The organism is Azospirillum halopraeferens DSM 3675 (assembly GCF_000429625.1).
Classification (GTDB): Bacteria; Pseudomonadota; Alphaproteobacteria; order Azospirillales; family Azospirillaceae; genus Azospirillum; species Azospirillum halopraeferens.
Genome location: NZ_KE386927.1, coordinates 229,880 through 248,454, shown reverse-complemented (window position 1 = coordinate 248,454; position 18,575 = coordinate 229,880). Strand labels below are relative to the sequence as shown.

General features: G+C 71.6%; 16 protein-coding genes and 1 pseudogene. 4 read left to right on the top strand and 13 right to left on the bottom strand.

Annotation, left to right across the window (positions count from 1 at the left end):
* The first annotated feature begins 193 nt into the window (after positions 1-193).
* Positions 194-712: an NUDIX domain-containing protein gene (locus tag G472_RS0125740; protein WP_051341304.1), complete on the top strand. Its 519-nt coding sequence runs from the start codon at positions 194-196 to the stop codon at positions 710-712.
* Positions 713-778: 66 nt separating this feature from the next.
* A complete protein-coding gene (locus G472_RS0125735) occupies positions 779-1,537 on the top strand; it encodes an MOSC domain-containing protein (protein WP_029010676.1) in 759 nt (252 codons plus the stop codon).
* 5 nt (positions 1,538-1,542) lie between these two features.
* On the opposite strand, the gene G472_RS0125730 is transcribed toward G472_RS0125735, so the two are convergent.
* The 10 genes and pseudogenes from G472_RS0125730 to G472_RS0125690 all read right to left on the bottom strand — a co-directional run bounded on the left by G472_RS0125730 (position 1,543) and on the right by G472_RS0125690 (position 13,202).
* Entirely contained in the window at positions 1,543-1,875 is a 333-nt protein-coding gene (locus G472_RS0125730) for a DUF4167 domain-containing protein (RefSeq protein ID WP_425388008.1), read from the bottom strand.
* Between the two features lie 369 nt (positions 1,876-2,244).
* Positions 2,245-3,099 (bottom strand): peptide chain release factor N(5)-glutamine methyltransferase, encoded by an 855-nt coding sequence (gene prmC, locus G472_RS0125725; RefSeq protein ID WP_029010674.1) that lies wholly within the window; start codon positions 3,097-3,099, stop codon positions 2,245-2,247.
* A gap of 73 nt (positions 3,100-3,172) precedes the next feature.
* A complete protein-coding gene (prfA, locus tag G472_RS0125720; RefSeq protein ID WP_029010673.1) occupies positions 3,173-4,249 on the bottom strand; it encodes a peptide chain release factor 1 in 1,077 nt (358 codons plus the stop codon).
* Positions 4,246-5,556: a glutamyl-tRNA reductase gene (hemA, locus tag G472_RS0125715; RefSeq protein WP_029010672.1), complete on the bottom strand. Its 1,311-nt coding sequence runs from the start codon at positions 5,554-5,556 to the stop codon at positions 4,246-4,248. Before hemA ends, prfA begins: the two co-directional genes overlap by 4 nt.
* 57 nt (positions 5,557-5,613) lie before the next feature.
* Positions 5,614-6,741: a flavodoxin-dependent (E)-4-hydroxy-3-methylbut-2-enyl-diphosphate synthase gene (gene ispG, locus G472_RS0125710; RefSeq protein WP_029010671.1), complete on the bottom strand. Its 1,128-nt coding sequence runs from the start codon at positions 6,739-6,741 to the stop codon at positions 5,614-5,616.
* Between the two features lie 118 nt (positions 6,742-6,859).
* A complete protein-coding gene (locus G472_RS35665) occupies positions 6,860-7,741 on the bottom strand; it encodes a DUF4115 domain-containing protein (RefSeq protein ID WP_425388015.1) in 882 nt (293 codons plus the stop codon).
* Positions 7,742-7,924: 183 nt separating this feature from the next.
* Positions 7,925-8,167: pseudogene (locus tag G472_RS40850) on the bottom strand (helix-turn-helix domain-containing protein); the annotation flags it as partial.
* 181 nt (positions 8,168-8,348) lie between these two features.
* A complete protein-coding gene (ptsP, locus tag G472_RS0125700) occupies positions 8,349-10,637 on the bottom strand; it encodes a phosphoenolpyruvate--protein phosphotransferase (RefSeq protein ID WP_029010670.1) in 2,289 nt (762 codons plus the stop codon).
* A 196-nt stretch (positions 10,638-10,833) separates the two neighbouring features.
* Positions 10,834-11,919: an NAD(P)H-dependent flavin oxidoreductase gene (locus tag G472_RS35660; RefSeq protein WP_035693727.1), complete on the bottom strand. Its 1,086-nt coding sequence runs from the start codon at positions 11,917-11,919 to the stop codon at positions 10,834-10,836.
* A 47-nt stretch (positions 11,920-11,966) separates the two neighbouring features.
* Complete coding sequence (locus tag G472_RS0125690; protein ID WP_029010669.1) at positions 11,967-13,202, bottom strand: aspartate kinase; 1,236 nt, start codon at positions 13,200-13,202, stop codon at positions 11,967-11,969.
* 135 nt (positions 13,203-13,337) lie between these two features.
* On the opposite strand from G472_RS0125690, the gene ubiG reads away from it, so the two are divergent.
* Positions 13,338-14,081, top strand: a complete 744-nt coding sequence (ubiG, locus tag G472_RS0125685) for a bifunctional 2-polyprenyl-6-hydroxyphenol methylase/3-demethylubiquinol 3-O-methyltransferase UbiG (RefSeq protein WP_029010668.1) — start codon at positions 13,338-13,340, stop codon at positions 14,079-14,081.
* Between the two features lie 18 nt (positions 14,082-14,099).
* On the opposite strand, the gene G472_RS0125680 is transcribed toward ubiG, so the two are convergent.
* Positions 14,100-14,642: a Uma2 family endonuclease gene (locus G472_RS0125680; protein ID WP_029010667.1), complete on the bottom strand. Its 543-nt coding sequence runs from the start codon at positions 14,640-14,642 to the stop codon at positions 14,100-14,102.
* Between the two features lie 146 nt (positions 14,643-14,788).
* On the opposite strand from G472_RS0125680, the gene G472_RS0125675 reads away from it, so the two are divergent.
* Entirely contained in the window at positions 14,789-17,023 is a 2,235-nt protein-coding gene (locus tag G472_RS0125675) for an esterase-like activity of phytase family protein (protein WP_051341301.1), read from the top strand.
* Between the two features lie 222 nt (positions 17,024-17,245).
* Here G472_RS0125675 and G472_RS0125670 read toward each other — a convergent pair whose 3' ends face one another.
* Together G472_RS0125670 and ptsN are read right to left on the bottom strand one after the other, a co-directional pair.
* On the bottom strand, positions 17,246-17,509 hold the full coding sequence (locus G472_RS0125670; RefSeq protein WP_029010665.1) for a hypothetical protein: 264 nt from the start codon (positions 17,507-17,509) through the stop codon (positions 17,246-17,248).
* 592 nt (positions 17,510-18,101) lie between these two features.
* On the bottom strand, positions 18,102-18,560 hold the full coding sequence (gene ptsN, locus G472_RS0125660; protein ID WP_029010664.1) for a PTS IIA-like nitrogen regulatory protein PtsN: 459 nt from the start codon (positions 18,558-18,560) through the stop codon (positions 18,102-18,104).
* Between the last annotated feature and the right edge of the window lie 15 nt (positions 18,561-18,575).

The window sequence follows — 18,575 nt, the reverse complement described above, 5'->3', positions numbered from 1 at the left end:
GAGAGCCGAGGGAGGCCGGTACTTGTGAGTTGTGGCTCCGCTGCCGGCAACTCCGGCACGGATTGCACGGATTTCGGCACGGATGACACGGATTGATCGTCTCACCGCCACCGGCGCCGGCACCATTCGTGTGGCAATCGCCTGTTCAGTGCCCAGATACGGAAGGCGTCGACAACGATACCCTCCGCAGGCCATGACCGACACCACGATGACCGACAGCGGCCGGCCGCACCCGCTGCATCCGCTGCGCCTCGCCTGGATCGCGCGCACCCTCTGGCACCGGGTGGCGCGGCCGCTGACCATGGGGGTGCGGGCCATCGTCACGGAACCGCCGGAGGCGCCGGGCGGGGTGCCCCGGGTGCTGCTGATCCGCCACAGCTACGTCGGCGGCTGGCATCTGCCCGGCGGCGGTGTCGGCAAGGGGGAGACGCTGGTGACGGCGATGCGCCGCGAGGTGCGCGAGGAGGTGGGGCTGGAGGTGGAGTGCGCGCCGCAGCCGCTCGGCCTCTACGCCCGCTTCCGCCACGGGGCCAGCGACCACGTCGCCGTCTTCCTGGCCGAGCGGTGGAGCGGGACCCCGCGCGCCGACGGGATGGAGATCGTCGAAGCGGCCTTCTTTCCCCTGGACGCGCTGCCCCGCGACACCTCGCCGGCCACCCGGCGGCGTCTGGCGGAATTCCGCGACGGCACCCCGCCGGCGGAGCATTGGTGAGGGGGAATCGGAAACAACCGGTCGCGACGGTTGACAGATCGCGTCCGGCCCGGCTGAGATGTCGTCATGCCGTGCACCCTCGCCAAGATCGTCCGCTACCCCGTCAAGGGATTGAGCGCACAGGACCTGCCCGAAACCGTGCTGGAGCCGGGGCACCCCCTGCCCGGCGACCGCCGCTACGCCCTGCTGCACGGGCCGGCGTCGCTCGACATGGACCACGAAGGGTGGCGGCCGAAGTCCGACTTCCTGACGCTGATGCGCCACGAGAAGCTGGCCGCCCTCGACACCGAGTTCGACGAGGCGACCCAGACCCTGGTGGTGTTCCGTGGCGGCAAGCCGGTGGCCCGCGGCCGACTGGACCAGCCGACCGGTCGCATGCTGCTGGAACAGTTCTTCGCCGCCTACATGGCGGGAGCGTCCCCCGGCGCGCCGAAACTGGTGGAGGCCAAAGGCAGCGCCTTCACCGACGCGGAAGAGCCGCTGGTGTCGCTGCTCAACCTCGCCAGTGCCCGTGACCTGGAAAGGGTGACCAAGCAGCCGGTGCATCCCGGCCGCTTCCGGGCCAACCTGTGGCTGGACGGGCTGGAACCCTGGGAGATGCGCCACTGGATCGGGCGCTCGCTGACCATCGGCGCGGCGCGGCTGGAGGTGCGCAGCACCATCCCGCGCTGCGCGGCAACCGAGGTCAACCCCGACACCGGGGCGCGCGACATGGGCGTGCTGCAAGCCTTGCAGCGCGGCTACGGCCACGTCCAGTGCGGTGTCTATGCCCGGGTGGTGGAAGGCGGCCGGGTCGCGCCGGGCGACCCGGTGACCCTGCTGTAACGCGCTTACGCGTTGACCTGGGCGCGCTCGTCGGCGGACTCGGACGTCTCGTCGCCGTCCTGGTCGTCGTCGCCCCGCGCGTCGGCGCCCGGCCGGTCATGGCCGTTGCCGTTGTTGTTGCCGCCGGCGCGGTTGTCGCGCTGCCGATTCTCGGCTTCCTGGATCTGGTTGATGATGCGGAAGTAATGTTCCGCATGCTGAAGGTAGTTTTCCGCCATGATGCGGTCGCCGGACGAAGCCGCGTCGCGGGCCAGCGCCTGATACTTCTCGTGGACCTGCCACGCATTGCCGCGGATTCGCACATCCGGGCCGTTGCTGTCGAAGGTCTGGTGGCGCAACGGAACGTTCTGCCGGCGGGCACCGCCGCCACCGCCTCCGCCACCGCCGCCGCCGCCACCACTGCCGCCACGGCCGCGCGAACGCCTGTTGTTCGGTCCTTGTCTCATTCGGCTCTTGAGGCCCCATCTTCGAGAATCGCAATCCCCACAACGCCCCGGCGGCTCTCTCGGCCACCGGGCCCGCCGTGGGGACGCCACGGATCGGTTCGCGGGGAGTCATAAATCGACGTCGGGGCCGCATGCGGGCAAGCCGGGCTCAAGCGCGCGCCGGGTGCCTAACGGTTTCGGCTCCCAGAGTATCGTCGATGCGTTGCACCCTACCGGCTCAACGCCGCCAATCCAACTGTTTTCTTACGGACTCCCCCCGAATTACCGGTCGTTTCGCCCCCGGACGCACCGTTCGATCCCGCCGAGGTCACGAAAGATCCCGGTTACGGACAGACCATTGCCGGTCAGCAGTGCCGCCACGTCCGCGGCCTGGCCCGCCCCCACCTCCAGAGCCGCCGTGCCGCCGGGAACCAGCAGCCGGGGAAGCCGGGGGACGATGGCCCGGTAGGCGTCCAGCCCGTCCGGCCCGCCGTCCAGCGCCCGCAAGGGGTCATGGCGGCGCACCTCCGGCTCCAGCCCGGCGATGTCGCCGCCGGGGATGTAGGGCGGGTTGGAGACGACGAGGTCGAAGCGCTCCGCCGTCCCGGTGTCCCAGTCGCCGGTCCGGAAGGACGCCCGGTCCGCCAGCCCGTTGGCGGCGGCATTGGCGGCGGCGGCGGCCACCGCATCGGCGCTGATGTCGATGCCCAGCCCCGTGGCGGCCGGCAGCTCCGCCAGCAGCGCCAGCAGGATGCAGCCCGTGCCGGTGCCCAGGTCGAGAAGGCGCAACGGCGCCGACCGGTCGGTGACGGCGTCCAGGGCCGCTTCCACCACCGTCTCGGTGTCCGGGCGCGGGTCGAGGGTGGCGGGGGTGAGCGCCAGATCGAGCGTCCAGAAGCCGCGGCTGCCGATGATGCGCGACACCGGCTCGCGGCCGGCGCGGCGCTCCACCAGCGCCGCGAAGCGGGTGGCGGCGGCCTCGGGCACCGGATCGTCGGCGCGGGCGAAGAGCTGGTCGCGCGTCAGCCCCAGCGCGTGTTCCGCCAGCAGCCGCGCGTCCATCTCCGGTGTCTCCACCCCGGCGGCCCGCAGCCGCGCCTCGGCGGTGCGGCGCAGGGTGTGCAGCGTGGTCGTCATGATCGGTCCTTTCCGGCGCCTGCGCCGATCGGGTCCTCCTCGGACTCCGGCGGGGCCGGGGGAGGGCTGCCGTTCACGACCGCAATTCGCTGAGCCGCAGCGCCTCGTCCTCGGCGACCAGGGCGTCGACGACCTCGTCCAGGGCTTCGCCCAGCATCACCTTATCGATCTTGTAGAGCGTCAGGTTGATGCGGTGGTCGGTGACGCGGCCCTGGGGGAAGTTGTAGGTGCGGATGCGCTCCGACCGGTCGCCGGAGCCCACCTGGCTCTTGCGGTCGGCGGCGCGGGCGGCATCCCTGGCGGCGCGCTCCATCTCGTAGAGGCGGGCGCGCAGCACCTTCATGGCCTTGGCCTTGTTCTTGTGCTGGCTCTTCTCGTCCTGCTGGCTCACCACGATGCCGGTCGGCAGATGGGTGATGCGCACCGCGCTGTCGGTGGTGTTGACCGACTGGCCGCCGGGGCCGGAGGAGCGGAAGACGTCGATGCGCAGGTCCTTGTCGTCGATGTGGACGTCCACCTCCTCCGCCTCCGGCAGCACGGCGACGGTAGCGGCGGAGGTATGGATGCGCCCCTGCGCCTCGGTGGCGGGAACCCGCTGCACCCGGTGCACGCCCGACTCGAACTTCAGGCGGGCGAAGACGTTGCGCCCGGTGATGTTGGCGATGGCCTCCTTGTAGCCGCCGAGCCCGGTTTCCGACACCTCCATGGTCTCGAAGCGCCATCCGTGCAAACCGGCGTAGCGGCGGTACATCTCGAACAGCTCGGCGGCGAACAGGGCCGCCTCCTCGCCACCGGTGCCGGCCCGCACCTCCAGGATGGCGTTCTTCTCATCCGCCTCGTCGCGCGGCAGCAGAGCCACCTGCACCGTGCGCTCCAGGGCGGGCAGGCGGCCCTCCAGCTCCCGCAGCTCTTCGGCCGCCAGCGCCCGCATCTCCGCGTCGGCGGCGGGATCGGCGGCCATGGCGGCGAGGTCGGCGGTCTCGGCCCGCGCCTTCTTCAGGGCGCCGATGGCCTCGGCGACCGGGGTCAGTTCGGCGTATTCCCTGGACAGGCGGGCGAACTCGCCGGAATCGGCGGTGCCGGCGGACAGCGCGTCGCGCAGTTCGTCGTGGCGGGCCAGAACCCTGTCGAACGTCTCTTCCAGGCTCACGTGCGCTCTTCCTCAGCTTTGGCGTCGGGGCCGTCGCCCTCCGCCCCCTCGTCCAATCGGAACAGCCGGAACAGCAGCCGCTCCGCCGCCACCCGCTCGGGCAGCGCCTCGCCGTCGGTCGCCGCCAGCGCCCGCAGCATCTCCGACGGGCGGTGCAGCAGCCGGTTGACCAGCAGCCGGGTGGCCGCCGCCGCGTCCAGATCGCCGTGCTCGGCCAGCAGGCGCCGCCGCTCCGTCTCGAAATGGGCGCGCAGGGCCGCCACCGCCGGCACCGCCGCCCGCTCCGCGCGGTCGCGGACGAAGGCGCTCACCGCCCCGTCGACGATCGCGCGCGCCGCCTGCAACGCCCCCTGCCGGCCGACCCGCCCCTCCAGGGCCACCCGCTCCAGGTCGGCCAGGTCATAGACGTAGGCGTCGTCCAGCCCGCCCACCGCGGGCTCCACGTCGGCGGGAATGGCGGCATCGACCACGAACACCGGCCGGTAGCGCCGGCGCTTCAGCGCCGCCTCCACCGCCGCCGCCGACAGGATATAGCGCCCCTGACCCGCCGCGGTCACCACGATATCGGCCGACTCCAGGGCCGCGGCGCTGTCGGCCCAGGGGGTGAAGTGGCCGCCCAGGCGCCGCGCCGCCGCCTCGGCCCGCCGGTCGACGGGGGCGGCCACGGTCAGCCGCGCCAGCCCCGCCTCCTTCAGCCCGTCCAGCACCAGCGTGCCCATGTCGCCCAGCCCCAGCAGCAGCGCGGAGCAGCGCTTGAGGTTGCCGTGCAGATCGCGCGCCACCTGCACCGCCGCCGCGACGATGGAGGTGGCGCCCTCGGCGATGGTGGTCTCGCTGCGCACCCGCTTGGCGGCGGCATAGGCCGATTGCAGCAGCGCCTCCAGCTCCGGCCCCGTGGTCCCCGCCGCCACCGCCAGGCGGTGGGCGCCCTTGAGCTGGCCCAGGATGTGCGGCTCGCCGACGATCTGGCTGTCCAGGGACGCCGCCACCTCGAACACGTGGCGCACCGCCGCCTCGCCGGTCAGAGTGAAGAGCTGGCCGGCCAGCGACCCGGCGTCGGCCGCGTCCACGCCCAGGCGCGCGGTCAGCAGGTCGGCGATCGCCAGCGCCGCTTCCAGCGGCCGCGGGTGCACCCCCTGCACCTCCACCCGGTCGCAGGTGCTGAGCCACAGGCCCTGTTCGAAGCCGATCGTCTTGAGGCGGTCCAGAATGCCCGGCACCTCCGCCTCGTCGGTGGCGAGCCGGTCGCGCAGGGAACCCGAACAGGTCCGGTGGCTGGCGCCGATGACGAGGTAGGAGGCGATCACCGATGGCGTTTCCGATGTTGGCCCGGTCCCCCGACGCCGCGGCGGAGCGGCGGGCCGTTACTCCGCCGCTTCCGGCGCGGCGGTTTTGGCGGCTTCGATGGCGGCCGCCTTCGCCTCGACCATGGCGACCAGGTGGTCGACGATGTTGCGGTCCTTCAGGCGGTGGTCCGGCTGGCCGGCGACGTAGATCTGGTGGGTGTTGTTGCCGCCGCCGGTCAGGCCGATGTCGGTCTCGCGCGCCTCGCCGGGGCCGTTGACGACGCAGCCGATCACCGACACGGTCATCGGCGTGGTGATGTGGGCCAGCCGCTGCTCCAGCACCTCCACCGTCCGGATGACGTCGAAATTCTGGCGCGCGCAGCTCGGGCACGAGATCACGGTGACGCCGCGCCGGCGCAGGCCCAGCGACTTCAGCATCTCGTAGCCGACCAGCACCTCCTCCGCCGGCTCGGCCGACAGGGAGACGCGCAGGGTGTCGCCGATGCCGGCCCACAGCAGCATGCCCAGGCCGATGGAGGACTTCACCGTGCCGGCGCGCAGGCCGCCCGCCTCGGTGATGCCGATGTGCAGCGGGTAGTCGCACGCCTCCGCCAAACCCTGGTAGGCGGCCACCGCCAGGAACACGTCGGACGCCTTGACCGAGATCTTGAACTCCCGGAAGTCGTGGTCCTCCAGGATCTTCGCGTGGTTGAGCGCGCTCTCGACCATGGCTTCCGGGCAGGGCTCGCCGTACTTCTCCAGCAGGTCCTGCTCCAGCGATCCGGCGTTGACGCCGATGCGCATGGAGCAGCCGTGGTCCTTGGCCGCCTTCACCACCTCGCGCACCCGGTCGGCCGAGCCGATGTTGCCGGGGTTGATGCGCAGGCAGGCCGCACCGCTCTCCGCCGCCTCGATGGCGCGCTTGTAATGGAAATGGATGTCGGCGACCACCGGCACCTGCACCTGGCGCACGATCTCCTTCAGCGCCAGCGCCGACTCGCGGTCGGGGCAGGAGACGCGCACGATGTCGACGCCGACCCGCTCCATGCTGCGGATCTGCTCCACCGTCGCCCTGACGTCGGTGGTCGGCGTGTTGGTCATCGACTGCACCGAGATCGGCGCGTCACCCCCCACGAGCACGGAGCCCACGCGGATCTGGCGGGACGGACGGCGTTGGATCTGGCGGTAGGCGCGCACACTGCTCATCGCGACGGGCCCTGGATCTCTGGATGACGGGGAACGGGGCGGCAGCGCCCCTTATAGCGCACCCGCCGCTCCGCCTGAAGTGCGCACGCCTCCCACCGATTCAAGGGAGGCGCCGGGGTCAGCGCGCGGCCGGCGCGTCCAGCGCCACGTCGCGCAGGACCTGGCCGTTGCCGCCGAGCGGCTGGCCGGCCACACCGTCGACCACCAGCACCAGCCCGCCGGCGTTGCCGGTGCGCAGGCGCAGCCCCGGCCGGTCCGGCACCCGGTACACCTCGCCGGGGCGCAGCACGCGGGTGAACAGCAGCTCACCGCTACCGTCGCGCACCTGCACCCAGCTGTCGGCCGTAGCGCGGAGCTGGATGCGCGATGCCTGGTTCTGGCTGCCGTAGACACGGCCCGCCGCCTCGCCCTCGGCGGCGGCGGGCGCCGGGGGTGCCGCGGGAACGGCGGGAGGAACCGGTGCGGCGGGCCGCAGCGGCGTCGGTCCCTGCAGGGTGCCGTCGGAATCCTCCTCCTCCGCCTCCGGTGGCGGGACGGTCGGCAAGGCGGCGTTCGGCAACGTGGCGTTCGGCAGTGCGGCGACCCGCGACTCCGGCTCCGGCGCCGCCCTCACGGCGGGGGCCGGCGGTGCGGCGGGGGCCGGTGTTGCCGGCGGCGTGGCCGGGGACGGGGTGGTCGAGCCGCCGCCGGGGGCAGGCGCCGCCGGGCCGGCGGCCGGCGCCGGGGGTGTGGCGGGGGCGGCGGCAACCTCCCTGGCCGGGGCGGCCGGGCGCGGAGCGGCCTCGGGGATCGGTTCGGTCCGGGTGACGGTCGGCGGCTGGACGGCGGGCGGGCGGTCGTCCGCCGGGGCGGCGGGGACGGCAGCCGCGTCGTTGTCCGGCGCGGGATCGGCGGCCACCTCCGGCCCGGCGCCGACCGGCGGCGTCGCGGTCGAGGTGAAGGGCAGCCCGTCGAGCAGCGACACCAGACGGTCGGGCAGTGCCGGCACCAGGTCGACCATCGAGCGGTCGGTGGCCGACAGGTAGTACCAGCCGCCGTAGACCACGCCTGCCAGGACCAGCGCGCCCAGCAGCACGGCGCCGCCGGGCACCCGCTCCTCCGGCACCGGGGTGGGGAAGTAGAGTTCCTGCTTGCGGGCGCGCCCGGCCATCTCCTCCTTGAAGCGGCGGACGATGGAGTCGGCGTCGATCCCGAGGTATTCGGCGTACGAGCGCAGGAACCCCGCGGCGTAGGCGGTTCCGGGCAGGTCGCCGTAGCGGCCCTCCTCGATCGCCAGCAGGTAGACGTGGCGGATGCGCAGCGTCTCCGCCACGTCGCGCAGTTCCACGCCCCGGCGCTGGCGTGCCTCGCGCAGCGTGGTGCCGACGCCGGCCTGCGGCCGGGCGGCATCGGGGCCCCAGCCGGCGGAATGGGGGGAGGCATCCATGCCGTCGTTCACCTTGCGCTTGCGTTCGCCCATGGGATCAGCCGTGTCGTCGCTCCGGGCATCCGGAGGCGTACGGCCGGATTCCGTTCGGACGGACCCCGTACCTGCCCCCTCGTGCGGACGTTTTACACGTCCTTCGGCACGGCCCTTGTAACAAAGCCGCGCCTGACCGGGCAACCGCTCAAATCAAGACGCCGTGGTCCCTGGCGAAAGCGTGCAATTTGGTGCGCGCGCTGTGCTCCGACCGGTCGTAGAGTCCGTTCATGTATTGGCGCAGGGCGGCCACGTCGAGGGACCGCAGCATCATCTTCACCGGCCCGACCGCCGGCGGCGCCATCGACAGGGTGCGGAAACCCAGCCCGATCAGCGCCATGGCGTCCAGCGGCCGGCCCGCCATCTCGCCGCAGATCGACAGCGGCACGCCGGCCCCGTCGCAGGCTTCGACCAGCCGCTTCAGCAGCGACAGCATGGGCGGCGACAGCGGGTCGTAGCGGGTGGCGGTGCGCGGGTTGCCGCGATCGCAGGCGAACACGTACTGCATCAGGTCGTTGGAGCCGACCGACAGGAAATCGACCCGCGGCAGCAGGGCGGGAAGCTGGAACAGCAGCGACGGCACCTCGATCATGGCGCCGACCCGCAGGTCGCCGGGCAGGGCGTAGCCGTCGGCCTCGGCGCGGGCGCACTCCATCCGCAGCAGGCGGCGGGCGGCTTCGAACTCCGCCACCTCGGCGATCATGGGGAACATCACCGACAGCGACGGCCGCCCCCCGGCGGCGCGCAGCAGGGCGCGGATCTGCTGGCGCAGCAGCATGGGGTGGTCCAGCCCGATGCGGATGGCCCGCCATCCCAGCGCCGGGTTCTCCTCTTCGCCCGCGGCGATGTAGGGCAGAATCTTGTCGCCGCCGGCGTCCAGGGTGCGGAACACCACGGGGCGGGCTTCCGCCTCGTCGAGGATGCGGGCGTACAGCTCGGTCTGCGCCGCCACGTCGGGATAGGTGGAGCGCACCATGAAGGGGATCTCGGTGCGGTAGAGGCCGATCCCCTCCGCCCCGCTGGCCTTCAGGTGCGGCAGGTCCATCAGCAGGCCGCAGTTGAGCCGGATCGAGATGGGCACGCCGTCGGCCGTCACCGACGGCAGGGAGCGCACCTCGGCGTACATCTGCTCCTTGCGGGTGCGCAGCGCCACGCTCTCCGCGAACGCCATCTGGATGTCTTCGGCCGGGCGGACGAAGACGGTGCCGTGGTCGCCGTCAACGATCAGGGGATCCAGCGGCTCGATCCGGTTCATGGCATCGGCGATCTGCACCACCGGGATGTTCAGGGCGCGGGCGACGATGCAGACGTGGGAGGAGGGGGAGCCTTCCTCCAGTATCAGCGCGCGCAGCCGGCGCTGGTCGTAGTCCAGCAGCTCCGCCGGTCCCATGGTGCGGGCCACCAGAACGGTGTCATCGGGCAGGGTGCCGCCGTCGCCCTCCGACCGCTTGCCGGCCAGGTGCTGGAGAAGCCGGTTGGTCAGGTCCTCCAGGTCCATCAGCCGTTCGCGGATGTAGGGATCGGTGAGATGGCTCATGCGGGCGCGGGTGTCGTTCTGCACCTGCTGCACCGCCGCCTCCGCCGTCAGTCCCTTGCGGATCGCCTCGCGGATGCGCGACAGCCAGCCGCGATCCTCGGCGAACATGCGGTAGGTTTCCAGGATGTCGCGCGGCTCGCCCAGGGCCGCCAGGGACGGCGAGGCCAGCAGATCGTCGATGGCGCTGTGCATGGTCGCGAGCGCGTCGGCCAGGCGCTGCTGCTCGCGGTCGGCGTCCTCCGCCACCATCTGGCGGATGGTGAGCTGGGGGCGGTGCACCACCGCCAGGCCGGTGGCCAGGCCGCCGCTGAGCGACACGCCGGACAGCCGTGCCGGCATCAGCGCGGCGTCGCCGGTGGAGAACACCTCCTGCGGGTTGATCAGCTCGCCCGCCGCCACCAGCTCGGCGACGACCATGGCGATGGTCTGCAGGGTCTCCACCTCCTCCTCGGCGTAGTGGCGCCGGGCCGCATGCTGGATGACCAGCACGCCGCGCACCTTGCCGCCGCGCAGGATGGGCACGCCCATCAGGGACTGGTACGGGTCCTCCCCCGTTTCCGGCCGGTAGGCGAAGTTGGGATAGGCGTGGACGTCGTCCAGCGCCACCGGCCGCGCCTGGGCGGCGACGTCGCCGACGATGCCCTCGCCGACCCGCAGGCGCGTCTTATGCACCGCCGTCTTGTTCAGCCCCTCGGTGGCGAACAGCTCCAGCACCTCGCCGGCGCGCATGACGTAGCAGGAGCAGACGTCGGCCCCCATCTCCGCGCCGATCAGCGTGACGATCTTGTCCAGCCGGTCCTGGCCGGTGCCGGACCCCGCCATGATGTCGCGCAGGCGCGCCAGCAGGCGCCGCGAGGCGCGGCCATCGAAGGGGGCGGTGTGCTGCTTGACGCTGTCCATGGCGCGCTCAATTCCACGCGGGGGCCGGAAATGCAAGGGCGGAGAGGGAGGGTTCAGGACATCGGGCGTACGCGACTCTCGAATGCGCCATGACCGGCATCGGACTCTCGAACAGCATGACGGTCCCGCGCGAATGGGCAGCCTGCCCGACAATGTGGTATGCCGAAGCCGCGCTCAACAGGGGGTGGCGTTTGCGTTATCCCTGAGCCGCGCCGGTTTCCAGGGAGCGGGCGCGCAGCGGCAGCGAGGCGAAACGGCGGAGCAGGGCGGCCTCCGCCTGGTCCGCAAGCTCGGCGATGATCTCCGCCGTCGGCTGCTCGCGGGTCACCATGCCCACGCTCTGGCCGGCCATCAGCGAGCCGGTCTCCACGTCGCCGTCGATGACCGCACGGCGGAGCGCGCCGGCCCAGAAATGCTCGATCTCCAACTGGGCGGCGTCGCGCGTGATCTCGCCGGCCCCGAGGCGGGCGATCAGCGCGCGCTGGGTCTCCATGAAGCGCTTGGTGCCCTCGTTGACCAGCGCGCGCACGGGGATCACCGGCAGGCGGGGGTCGAGCTGCACCGACGCCTGGGCGTCGCGGGCCGAGGCGCGGATGAACGCCTTCTTGAAGTTGGGGTGCGCGATCGATTCCGTGGCGCAGACGAAGCGGGTGCCGATCTGCACGCCGGCCGCCCCCACCTCCAGGGCCGAGACGATGGCCTCGCCGCGGCCGATGCCGCCGGCGACGAAGACCGGCACCTCCCGCACCTCCGGCAGGATCTCCTGCGCCAGCACCGAGGTGGCGACCGGCCCGATGTGGCCGCCGGCCTCCGACCCCTCGATGATCAGCGCGTCGACGCCCATGCGCACCAGGCGCCGGGCGATCACCAGCGCCGGGGCGAAGGCCATGACTTTGGCGCCGCCGTCCTTGATGCGCTTGACGGTGCCGGCCGCCGGCAGGCCGCCGGCGATGACCACGTGGCCCACCCGGTGCTCGACGCAGACCTCGACCAGCCGGTCCAGATCCGGGTGCAGGTTGATCAGGTTGACGCCGAAGGGCCGGTCGGTCAGGGCGCGGGTGCCCGCGATCTCCGCCGCCAGCCGGTCGGGGCTCATGGAGCCGCAGGCCAGCACGCCGAAACCGCCGGCGTTGGAGATGGCGGAGACCAGGGTGCGCTCCGACACCCAGGTCATGGCCCCGCCCATGATGGCGGTGGGCGAGCCGAGGAAGGCGCACCCCCGGCTCCACAGCCGGTCGAGCCGCAGACGCGCCGTGCCGGGGGGCCTCGTGCTGACGGTCATCACCGGTGTCCCTTCGGTTCGGCGCGAATGACGGCGGACGCGGCCGCTCAGGCCGCGTCGAGGCCGTAGACGGTGTGCAGGGAACGCAGGGCCAGCTCGGTGTACTCCTCGGCGATCAGGACGCTGATCTTGATCTCGGAGGTCGAGATGACCTGGATGTTGATGCCCTTGTCGGCCAGCGCCCTGAACATGCGCTGGGCGACGCCGGCGTGGCTGCGCATGCCGACGCCGATGACCGACACCTTCACCACGTTGGGATCGGACACGATGCGCTGATAGTTCAGCGCCTCCTTGTTGTCCTCCAGCACCTTCACGGCGCGGTCGATGTCCGCCTTGCCAACGGTGAAGGTCAGGTCGGTGGACTTGCCATCCTCCGACACGTTCTGGACGATCATGTCCACGTTGATCGCGGCGTCCGACAGCGGCCCGAAGATGCCGGCGGCGACGCCGGGGCGGTCGGCCACGCCGATCAGGGTGATCTTCGCCTCGTCGCGGCTGTAGGCGATGCCGCTCACCACTTCCTTTTCCACGATCTCGTCCTCGTCAACAACCAGGGTTCCGGGAAGTTCGCTGCCGGGGGCCGGCTCGAAGCTGGACAGCACCTGCACGCGCACCCGGTGGTTCATCGCCATTTCGACCGAGCGGGTCTGGAGCACCTTCGCCCCCTGCGACGCCAGCTCCAGCATCTCTTCATAGGTGATGCGCGACAGCTTGCGCGCCTTGGTGACGATGCGCGGGTCGGTGGTGTAGACGCCGTCCACGTCGGTGTAGATGTCGCAGCGCTCCGCCTTCAGCGCGGCGGCCAGGGCCACCGCCGAGGTGTCGGAGCCGCCGCGGCCCAGCGTGGCGATGCGCCCGTTCGGCGACACGCCCTGGAAGCCGGCGACCACGGCCACCTCGCCGGTCGACATGCGCTTTTCCAGCTCGGTCGTGTCGATGGAGACGATGCGCGCCTTGGCGTGGGTGTCGTCGGTGACGATGGGGATCTGCCAGCCCTGCCACGAGCGGGCCGGGATGCCGATGGACTGCAGCGCGATGGCCAGGAGGCCGGTGGTCACCTGCTCGCCCGAAGCCACCACCGCATCGTACTCGCGCGCGTCGTGCAACTTGTCGATGTCGGTGCAGTGTTTGACGAGCTGGTTGGTCACGCCGGACATGGCCGACACCACGACGGCCACCTGGTGGCCCGCCTTGACCTCCTGCTCGACCTTGCGAGCCACGTTCTTGATCCGCTCGACGTCGCCGACCGAGGTCCCGCCGAACTTGAGGACGATCCGCGCCATTTCCTCACACCATCCGAAGCCGCCCTCGCTCCACCGTTGCCGGCGCGGGGCGGCGTATCCATACTCTGTCGGCCGGGACGAAGGCAAGAACGCCCCGCATAGGATTCATGACGAACAATTTATGGGATTTGTCAGATGAGCGCGACCGCCGGCACCGTCGACCCGGACGAAATCGCCCGCTTCTCGGCCATTGCCGCCGAATGGTGGGACCCGTCGGGCAAGTTCCGGCCGCTGCACAAGCTGAACCCGCTGCGCCTGACCTACATCCGCGACACCGTCTGCCGCCGCCTGGGGCGGGAGCCCCACGCCGCCGGCGCGCTGCACGGGCTGACCCTGGTGGACATCGGCTGCGGCGGCGGCCTGCTGTCGGAGCCGCTGGCCCGGATGGGCGCCGAGGTGCTGGGCGTCGACGCGTCGGAACGCAACGTCGGGACCGCCGCCGCCCACGCGGCCGAGAGCGGCACCGCCGTCACCTACCGCGCCGCCACGGCCGAGACGCTGGCGGCCGAAGGGCGCCGCTTCGACGTGGTGGTGGCCATGGAGGTGGTGGAGCATGTGGCCGACGTGCCGCTGTTCCTGAAATCCTGCACCGACCTGCTCGCCCCCGGCGGCGTGCTGTTCCTGTCCACCCTGAACCGCACGCCCAAGAGCTTCGCCCTGGCCATCGTCGGGGCGGAATACATCCTGCGCTGGCTGCCCCGCGGCACCCACGACTGGCGCAAGTTCCTGCGCCCCTCCGAACTCGCCGCCGGCCTGCGCCCGCACGGCGTGGTGATGAAGGACCTGACCGGCGTCACCTACAACCCGCTGACCGACGAGTTCCGCCTGAACCCCCGCGACCTGGACGTCAACTACATGGGCTGGGCGGAGCGGGCATAGGGCGGCCGGGGGCGGCGGTCATCGGTACAGCGCGTCTACCGCGAAAGCCGTGTCGAGCGCGGTCAGCGTCACCGATCCGTCGCTGACCGCCTCGTGCTCCCAACCGTCGGCGGTGCGGCGGTGGATCTCGACGCGCGGCTCGTCCTGCGCGATCAGGACGTATTCCCGCAGGGAGGGGATGGTCCGGTATGCGGCCCGCCTTTCCAGCCGGTCGGTGCGCTCGGTCGAGTCCGACAGAACCTCGACGATCAGCGCCGGCGCGCGCACCACGTACGGGTCGTCGTCCGCCGGGTCGCAGGCCACGACGATGTCGGGATAGTAGTAGGCGTTCGCCGCCTCCACATGCACTTTGACGTCGGATGCCGTGATCTCGCATCCGCGCCGGTCGGCCTGCGGTGCGAGGAGCGTGAGGAGCCGCATCACGATCCGGCCGTGCCGGCGGCTCGAACCAACCATGGCGAAGACCTCGCCGTCGACGTACTCGTGCCGCACCTCGGCGGTGCGTTCGAGCGCCAGATACTCGTCCGGCGACAGACGGGGTTTGCGCAGGGCGTTGGCCATGGTTCCACCATAGAGCAATTCGGACCGCTCCGCCACGGCCCCCGACGGGGCAGGGGTGTCACCGTCTGTTCTCGGAACCGTCAAACGTCCGTCACACTGCCGCGGCTACAAGTCCTCCTTCCCGATAAGAAGTAGGAGAGGGGATCATGCGCACCCGCGTTTCGCGCGCGCGGCCGGCGTCGGCCGTGACGGCCGCCCTGGCCGCCGCCCTGGCCACCGCCGCCGCCGCGTCCGCCACCGCATCGGCGGCGTCGTTCCAGCGCGTCGCCACCTGGCCGGTCTACACAAGCCTGCCCGCCGGCACGCCGGAGGGAACGAAGACCGCCGCGGAGATCCTGGCGCGCGGCAAGGATGGCACCCTTCTGCTGTTCACCGATTCCCCCTTCGGGTCCCTCGGCTTCGTCGACATCACCGATCCCGCCGCGCCGAAGCCGCTGGGCCGCCTGAACCTCGGCGGCGAGCCCACCAGCGTCGCCGTGGCCGGCAACCGCGCCCTGGTGGCGGTCAACACCTCGCCGTCCTTCACCGCGCCGTCGGGCCACGTGGCCGTGGTCGGCCTGGACGACCGCACCGTCGCCGCCACCTGCGACGTCAAGGGCCAGCCGGATTCGGTGGCGCTCAGCCCCGACGGCCGCTTCCTCGCCGTGGCCGTGGAAAACGAGCGCGACGAGTCCCTCAACAAGGGCGCTCTGCCCCAGCTTCCGGGCGGCCATCTCGCCATCCTGACGCTGGGCGCCGACGGCATGCCCGCCAACTGCGACGCCGCGACCATCGTGCCGCTGACCGGCCTCGCCGCCATCGCCCCCGAGGACCCGGAGCCCGAATACGTCGCCATCAACGGCCGCAACATCGCCGCCGTGACGTTGCAGGAGAACAACCACATCGTCCTGGTGGACCTCGCCACCGCCACGGTCACCGGCCATTTCCCGGCCGGAACGGCCGACCTCGCCATGGTGGACGTCACCACCGACAAGGTGGTCCGCCCCGACGGCAGCCTGAAGGGCGTGAAGCGCGAGCCCGACGCCATCGCCTGGCTGGACGACGACCGGCTGGTCACCGCCGACGAGGGCGACTACGAAGGCGGCTCGCGGGGGTTCACCATCTTCGACACCGGGGGCTCCGTGCTGTTCGAGGCCGGGTCCGCCCCGGAGCATCTGGCGACCCGCGTCGGCCACTACCCGGAGAAGCGCGCGGGCAAGAAGGGCACCGAGCCGGAGGGCGTCGCCGTCGCCACCTACGGCAGCGACCGTTTCCTGTTCGTCGGCCTGGAGCGCGCCAATCTGGTGGCGGTCTACCGTGACCGCGGCCCCGGCGCCGAGCCGGAGTTCGTGCAGGTGCTGCCCACCGGGATCGCGCCGGAAGGCATCCTGCCGATTCCCGAGCGCGGCCTGCTGGCCGTCGCCAACGAGGCGGACGACCCCGGGAAGGCGGTGCGCTCCACCGTCACCTTGTACCGGCTGACCGACGCCCCGCCGGTCTACCCGACGATCGTGTCGGCGGACGTGGACAGCGCGCCGATCGGCTGGGGTGCCCTGTCGGGTCTTGCCGCCGACCCCAGGGCGGCCGGCATGCTCTACGCCGTGCCCGACAGCGCCTACGCGCAGTCGCGCGTCTTCACCATCGACGCCACGGCCACCCCGGCCCGCATCACCGCGGCGACGGTGCTGATGAAGGATGGCAAGACCGTCGATTACGACCTGGAGGGCGTCGCGGTGGCCGCCGACGGCGGCTTCTGGCTGGTGTCGGAGGGCAACCCCGAGAAGGGGCTGCACAACCTGCTGATCAGGGCGAAGGCCGACGGCACGGTGGACCGCGAGATCGCCCTGCCGGCCGAGGTGGCGGCCGGGGCCGGCAGGTTCGGCTTCGAAGGGGTCGCCGCCGTCGGCAGCGGCGCCGACGAGCGGGTCTACGCGGTGATCCAGCGGGAATGGAAGGACGACGGCAAGGGCCGGGTGCGCATCGGCCGCTACAGCCCGGCCGACGGTCGCTGGGACTTCGTGCGCTACCCGCTCGACGCCGTCGCCTCGCCGGCCGGCGGCTGGATCGGCCTCAGCGACATCGCCCCCATGGCCGATGGCCGCTTCGCCATCCTGGAGCGCGACAACCAGGGCGGCCCCAACGCGGCGGTCAAGCGCATCTACGCGGTCGACCTTGCCGGGGCCGCCTTCGCCCCCGCCGGGACGGAGCCGCCCGTGGTGGAGAAGACGCTGATCCTGGACGTGCTGCCCCACCTGACGGCCCCGGCGGGCTGGACCCCCGACAAGGTGGAAGGGCTGACCGTCGGCCCCGACGGCACCGCCTATCTGGTGACCGACAACGACGGCGTCGACGACGCCAGCGGCGAGACGCAGTTCATCGTTCTCGGCCCGCTGGTGAAGTGATACGACGCCATCGGCCGGGAATACACAAAGCCCGGGGACGGACAGGGGGGTGGCGGCGGGTGACGAACCCGACCGCCACCCCGGTGCCGTCCACCTCATCCTCGACGTCGAACCTCGGTCCCGCACGCCCAACGGCAGTCTCAACGACCGTTGGCCCTGAATCGGGGGATATCAACGGCTTGGCCGAATCCCCCGGCGCGCTCCGCGGACGCGGACACTATGTCAGTGCGGCGGAGCGAACCGAATGAGCACGAACGCCGCCCCGAAGATGGCGAAGTTCAACCCGGCAATCTGCCAGAGGGTGGGGGGCTGCGACACGCGGCCATCGAGACGGGCGACGTTCTCCTCCACCTTGCGCAGCCGGTCATCCATCTTGGCGATGTCATCCCGCGACGCGAGGCGTGCGAGTGCCGGCTCGATCCGCCGCAGGATGTCGAGCGCTTCGTCATTGCTGCCGGCCGGGGGCTTGGGTGAGGGGCTCACCATGCCAATAAGGTGCCTACGGGCCGGGCCGGTGTCAATCCGGAGGGACGAGCCGACGTCGACCCCACGAGATGAAAGGGTGTGCCGACCACCGGCGCACCGTAGCGTAGCACACACCTCTTCACAGCGCCGCCGGAGACGTGCAACATCGCTTCCTCTTGATCCCGGGAGGAAGCGATGCGCGTGTCCGTGCTCATGCAGCTGGCGATGCTGTCACTGTCCGCGCGGACGGCTGCCGACGAGCCATTGGTATCATTCGGATGCCGCCGGTAAGAGCGGCACGCCCCCTCCGGCCCGTGCGCGGTCCGAAGGACGCCGGCTCATTCGTGGATGGCGTCCGGGTCCGGCGCGGTGTCGATGCCGGCACCACCGCTCCCTTGTTCACCACCCCGTGCACCCATCCCGACGCCTCGCGGCGGTGGACGCCGACACGGCGTTCGTCCGGCGCGACCAGCCGATAGTCGCGCAGGGACGCAAGGGACAGGCCGTTCGCCCGCTTCCGGCGAAGACCTCGCCATCGACCTACGCGTGCCGCACCCCGGCGGTGCGTTCGGCATGTCCCCACCGCAGCGCGAGGGGCCGCCGGCCCTCCGGCCTATGCCGCGTGGCTGGCTTCCTGCTGGGTCAGCAGGGCGTAGATGGCATCGGCACTGTCGGTGCCGCGCAGCTTCTCGCACATGGCCTGATCGCGCAGCAGCCGCGACACCCGGGCCAGCGCCTTCAAATGGTCGGCTCCGGCGTGCTCGGGGGCGATCAGCAGGAAGATCAGGTCGACCGGCTGGTCGTCGATGGCGTCGAAGTCGATGGGACGCTCCAGCCGGGCGAAGACGCCGTAGACCCGCTCCAGACTCGGCAGCTTGCCGTGGGGGATGGCGATGCCATGCCCCACGCCGGTGGTGCCGAGCCGTTCGCGTTCCAGCAGGACGTCGAAGATCGCGCGTTCGTGCTGGCCCGTCAGCTCGGCCGCCTTGCGCGCCATGTCCTGAAGCGCCTGCTTCTTGCTCCCTGCCTTGAGGTTCGGGAGGATGGCGTGCGGTGTGATGAGATCGAGCATGACAGCGTCAACCGT

Coding starts and splice junctions, on each gene's coding strand:
- ispG (WP_029010671.1), bottom strand. CDS start 6,741: ATGAGCAGTGTGCGCGCCTACCGCCAGATCCAACGCCGTCCGTCCCGC.
- ptsP (WP_029010670.1), bottom strand. CDS start 10,637: ATGGACAGCGTCAAGCAGCACACCGCCCCCTTCGATGGCCGCGCCTCG.
- G472_RS0125675 (WP_051341301.1), top strand. CDS start 14,789: ATGCGCACCCGCGTTTCGCGCGCGCGGCCGGCGTCGGCCGTGACGGCC.
- G472_RS0125670 (WP_029010665.1), bottom strand. CDS start 17,509: ATGGTGAGCCCCTCACCCAAGCCCCCGGCCGGCAGCAATGACGAAGCG.
- G472_RS0125740 (WP_051341304.1), top strand. CDS start 194: ATGACCGACACCACGATGACCGACAGCGGCCGGCCGCACCCGCTGCAT.
- G472_RS35660 (WP_035693727.1), bottom strand. CDS start 11,919: ATGACCGTCAGCACGAGGCCCCCCGGCACGGCGCGTCTGCGGCTCGAC.
- prmC (WP_029010674.1), bottom strand. CDS start 3,099: ATGACGACCACGCTGCACACCCTGCGCCGCACCGCCGAGGCGCGGCTG.
- G472_RS0125735 (WP_029010676.1), top strand. CDS start 779: ATGCCGTGCACCCTCGCCAAGATCGTCCGCTACCCCGTCAAGGGATTG.
- G472_RS0125690 (WP_029010669.1), bottom strand. CDS start 13,202: ATGGCGCGGATCGTCCTCAAGTTCGGCGGGACCTCGGTCGGCGACGTC.
- G472_RS0125680 (WP_029010667.1), bottom strand. CDS start 14,642: ATGGCCAACGCCCTGCGCAAACCCCGTCTGTCGCCGGACGAGTATCTG.
- ubiG (WP_029010668.1), top strand. CDS start 13,338: ATGAGCGCGACCGCCGGCACCGTCGACCCGGACGAAATCGCCCGCTTC.
- ptsN (WP_029010664.1), bottom strand. CDS start 18,560: ATGCTCGATCTCATCACACCGCACGCCATCCTCCCGAACCTCAAGGCA.
- G472_RS35665 (WP_425388015.1), bottom strand. CDS start 7,741: ATGGTCGACCTGGTGCCGGCACTGCCCGACCGTCTGGTGTCGCTGCTC.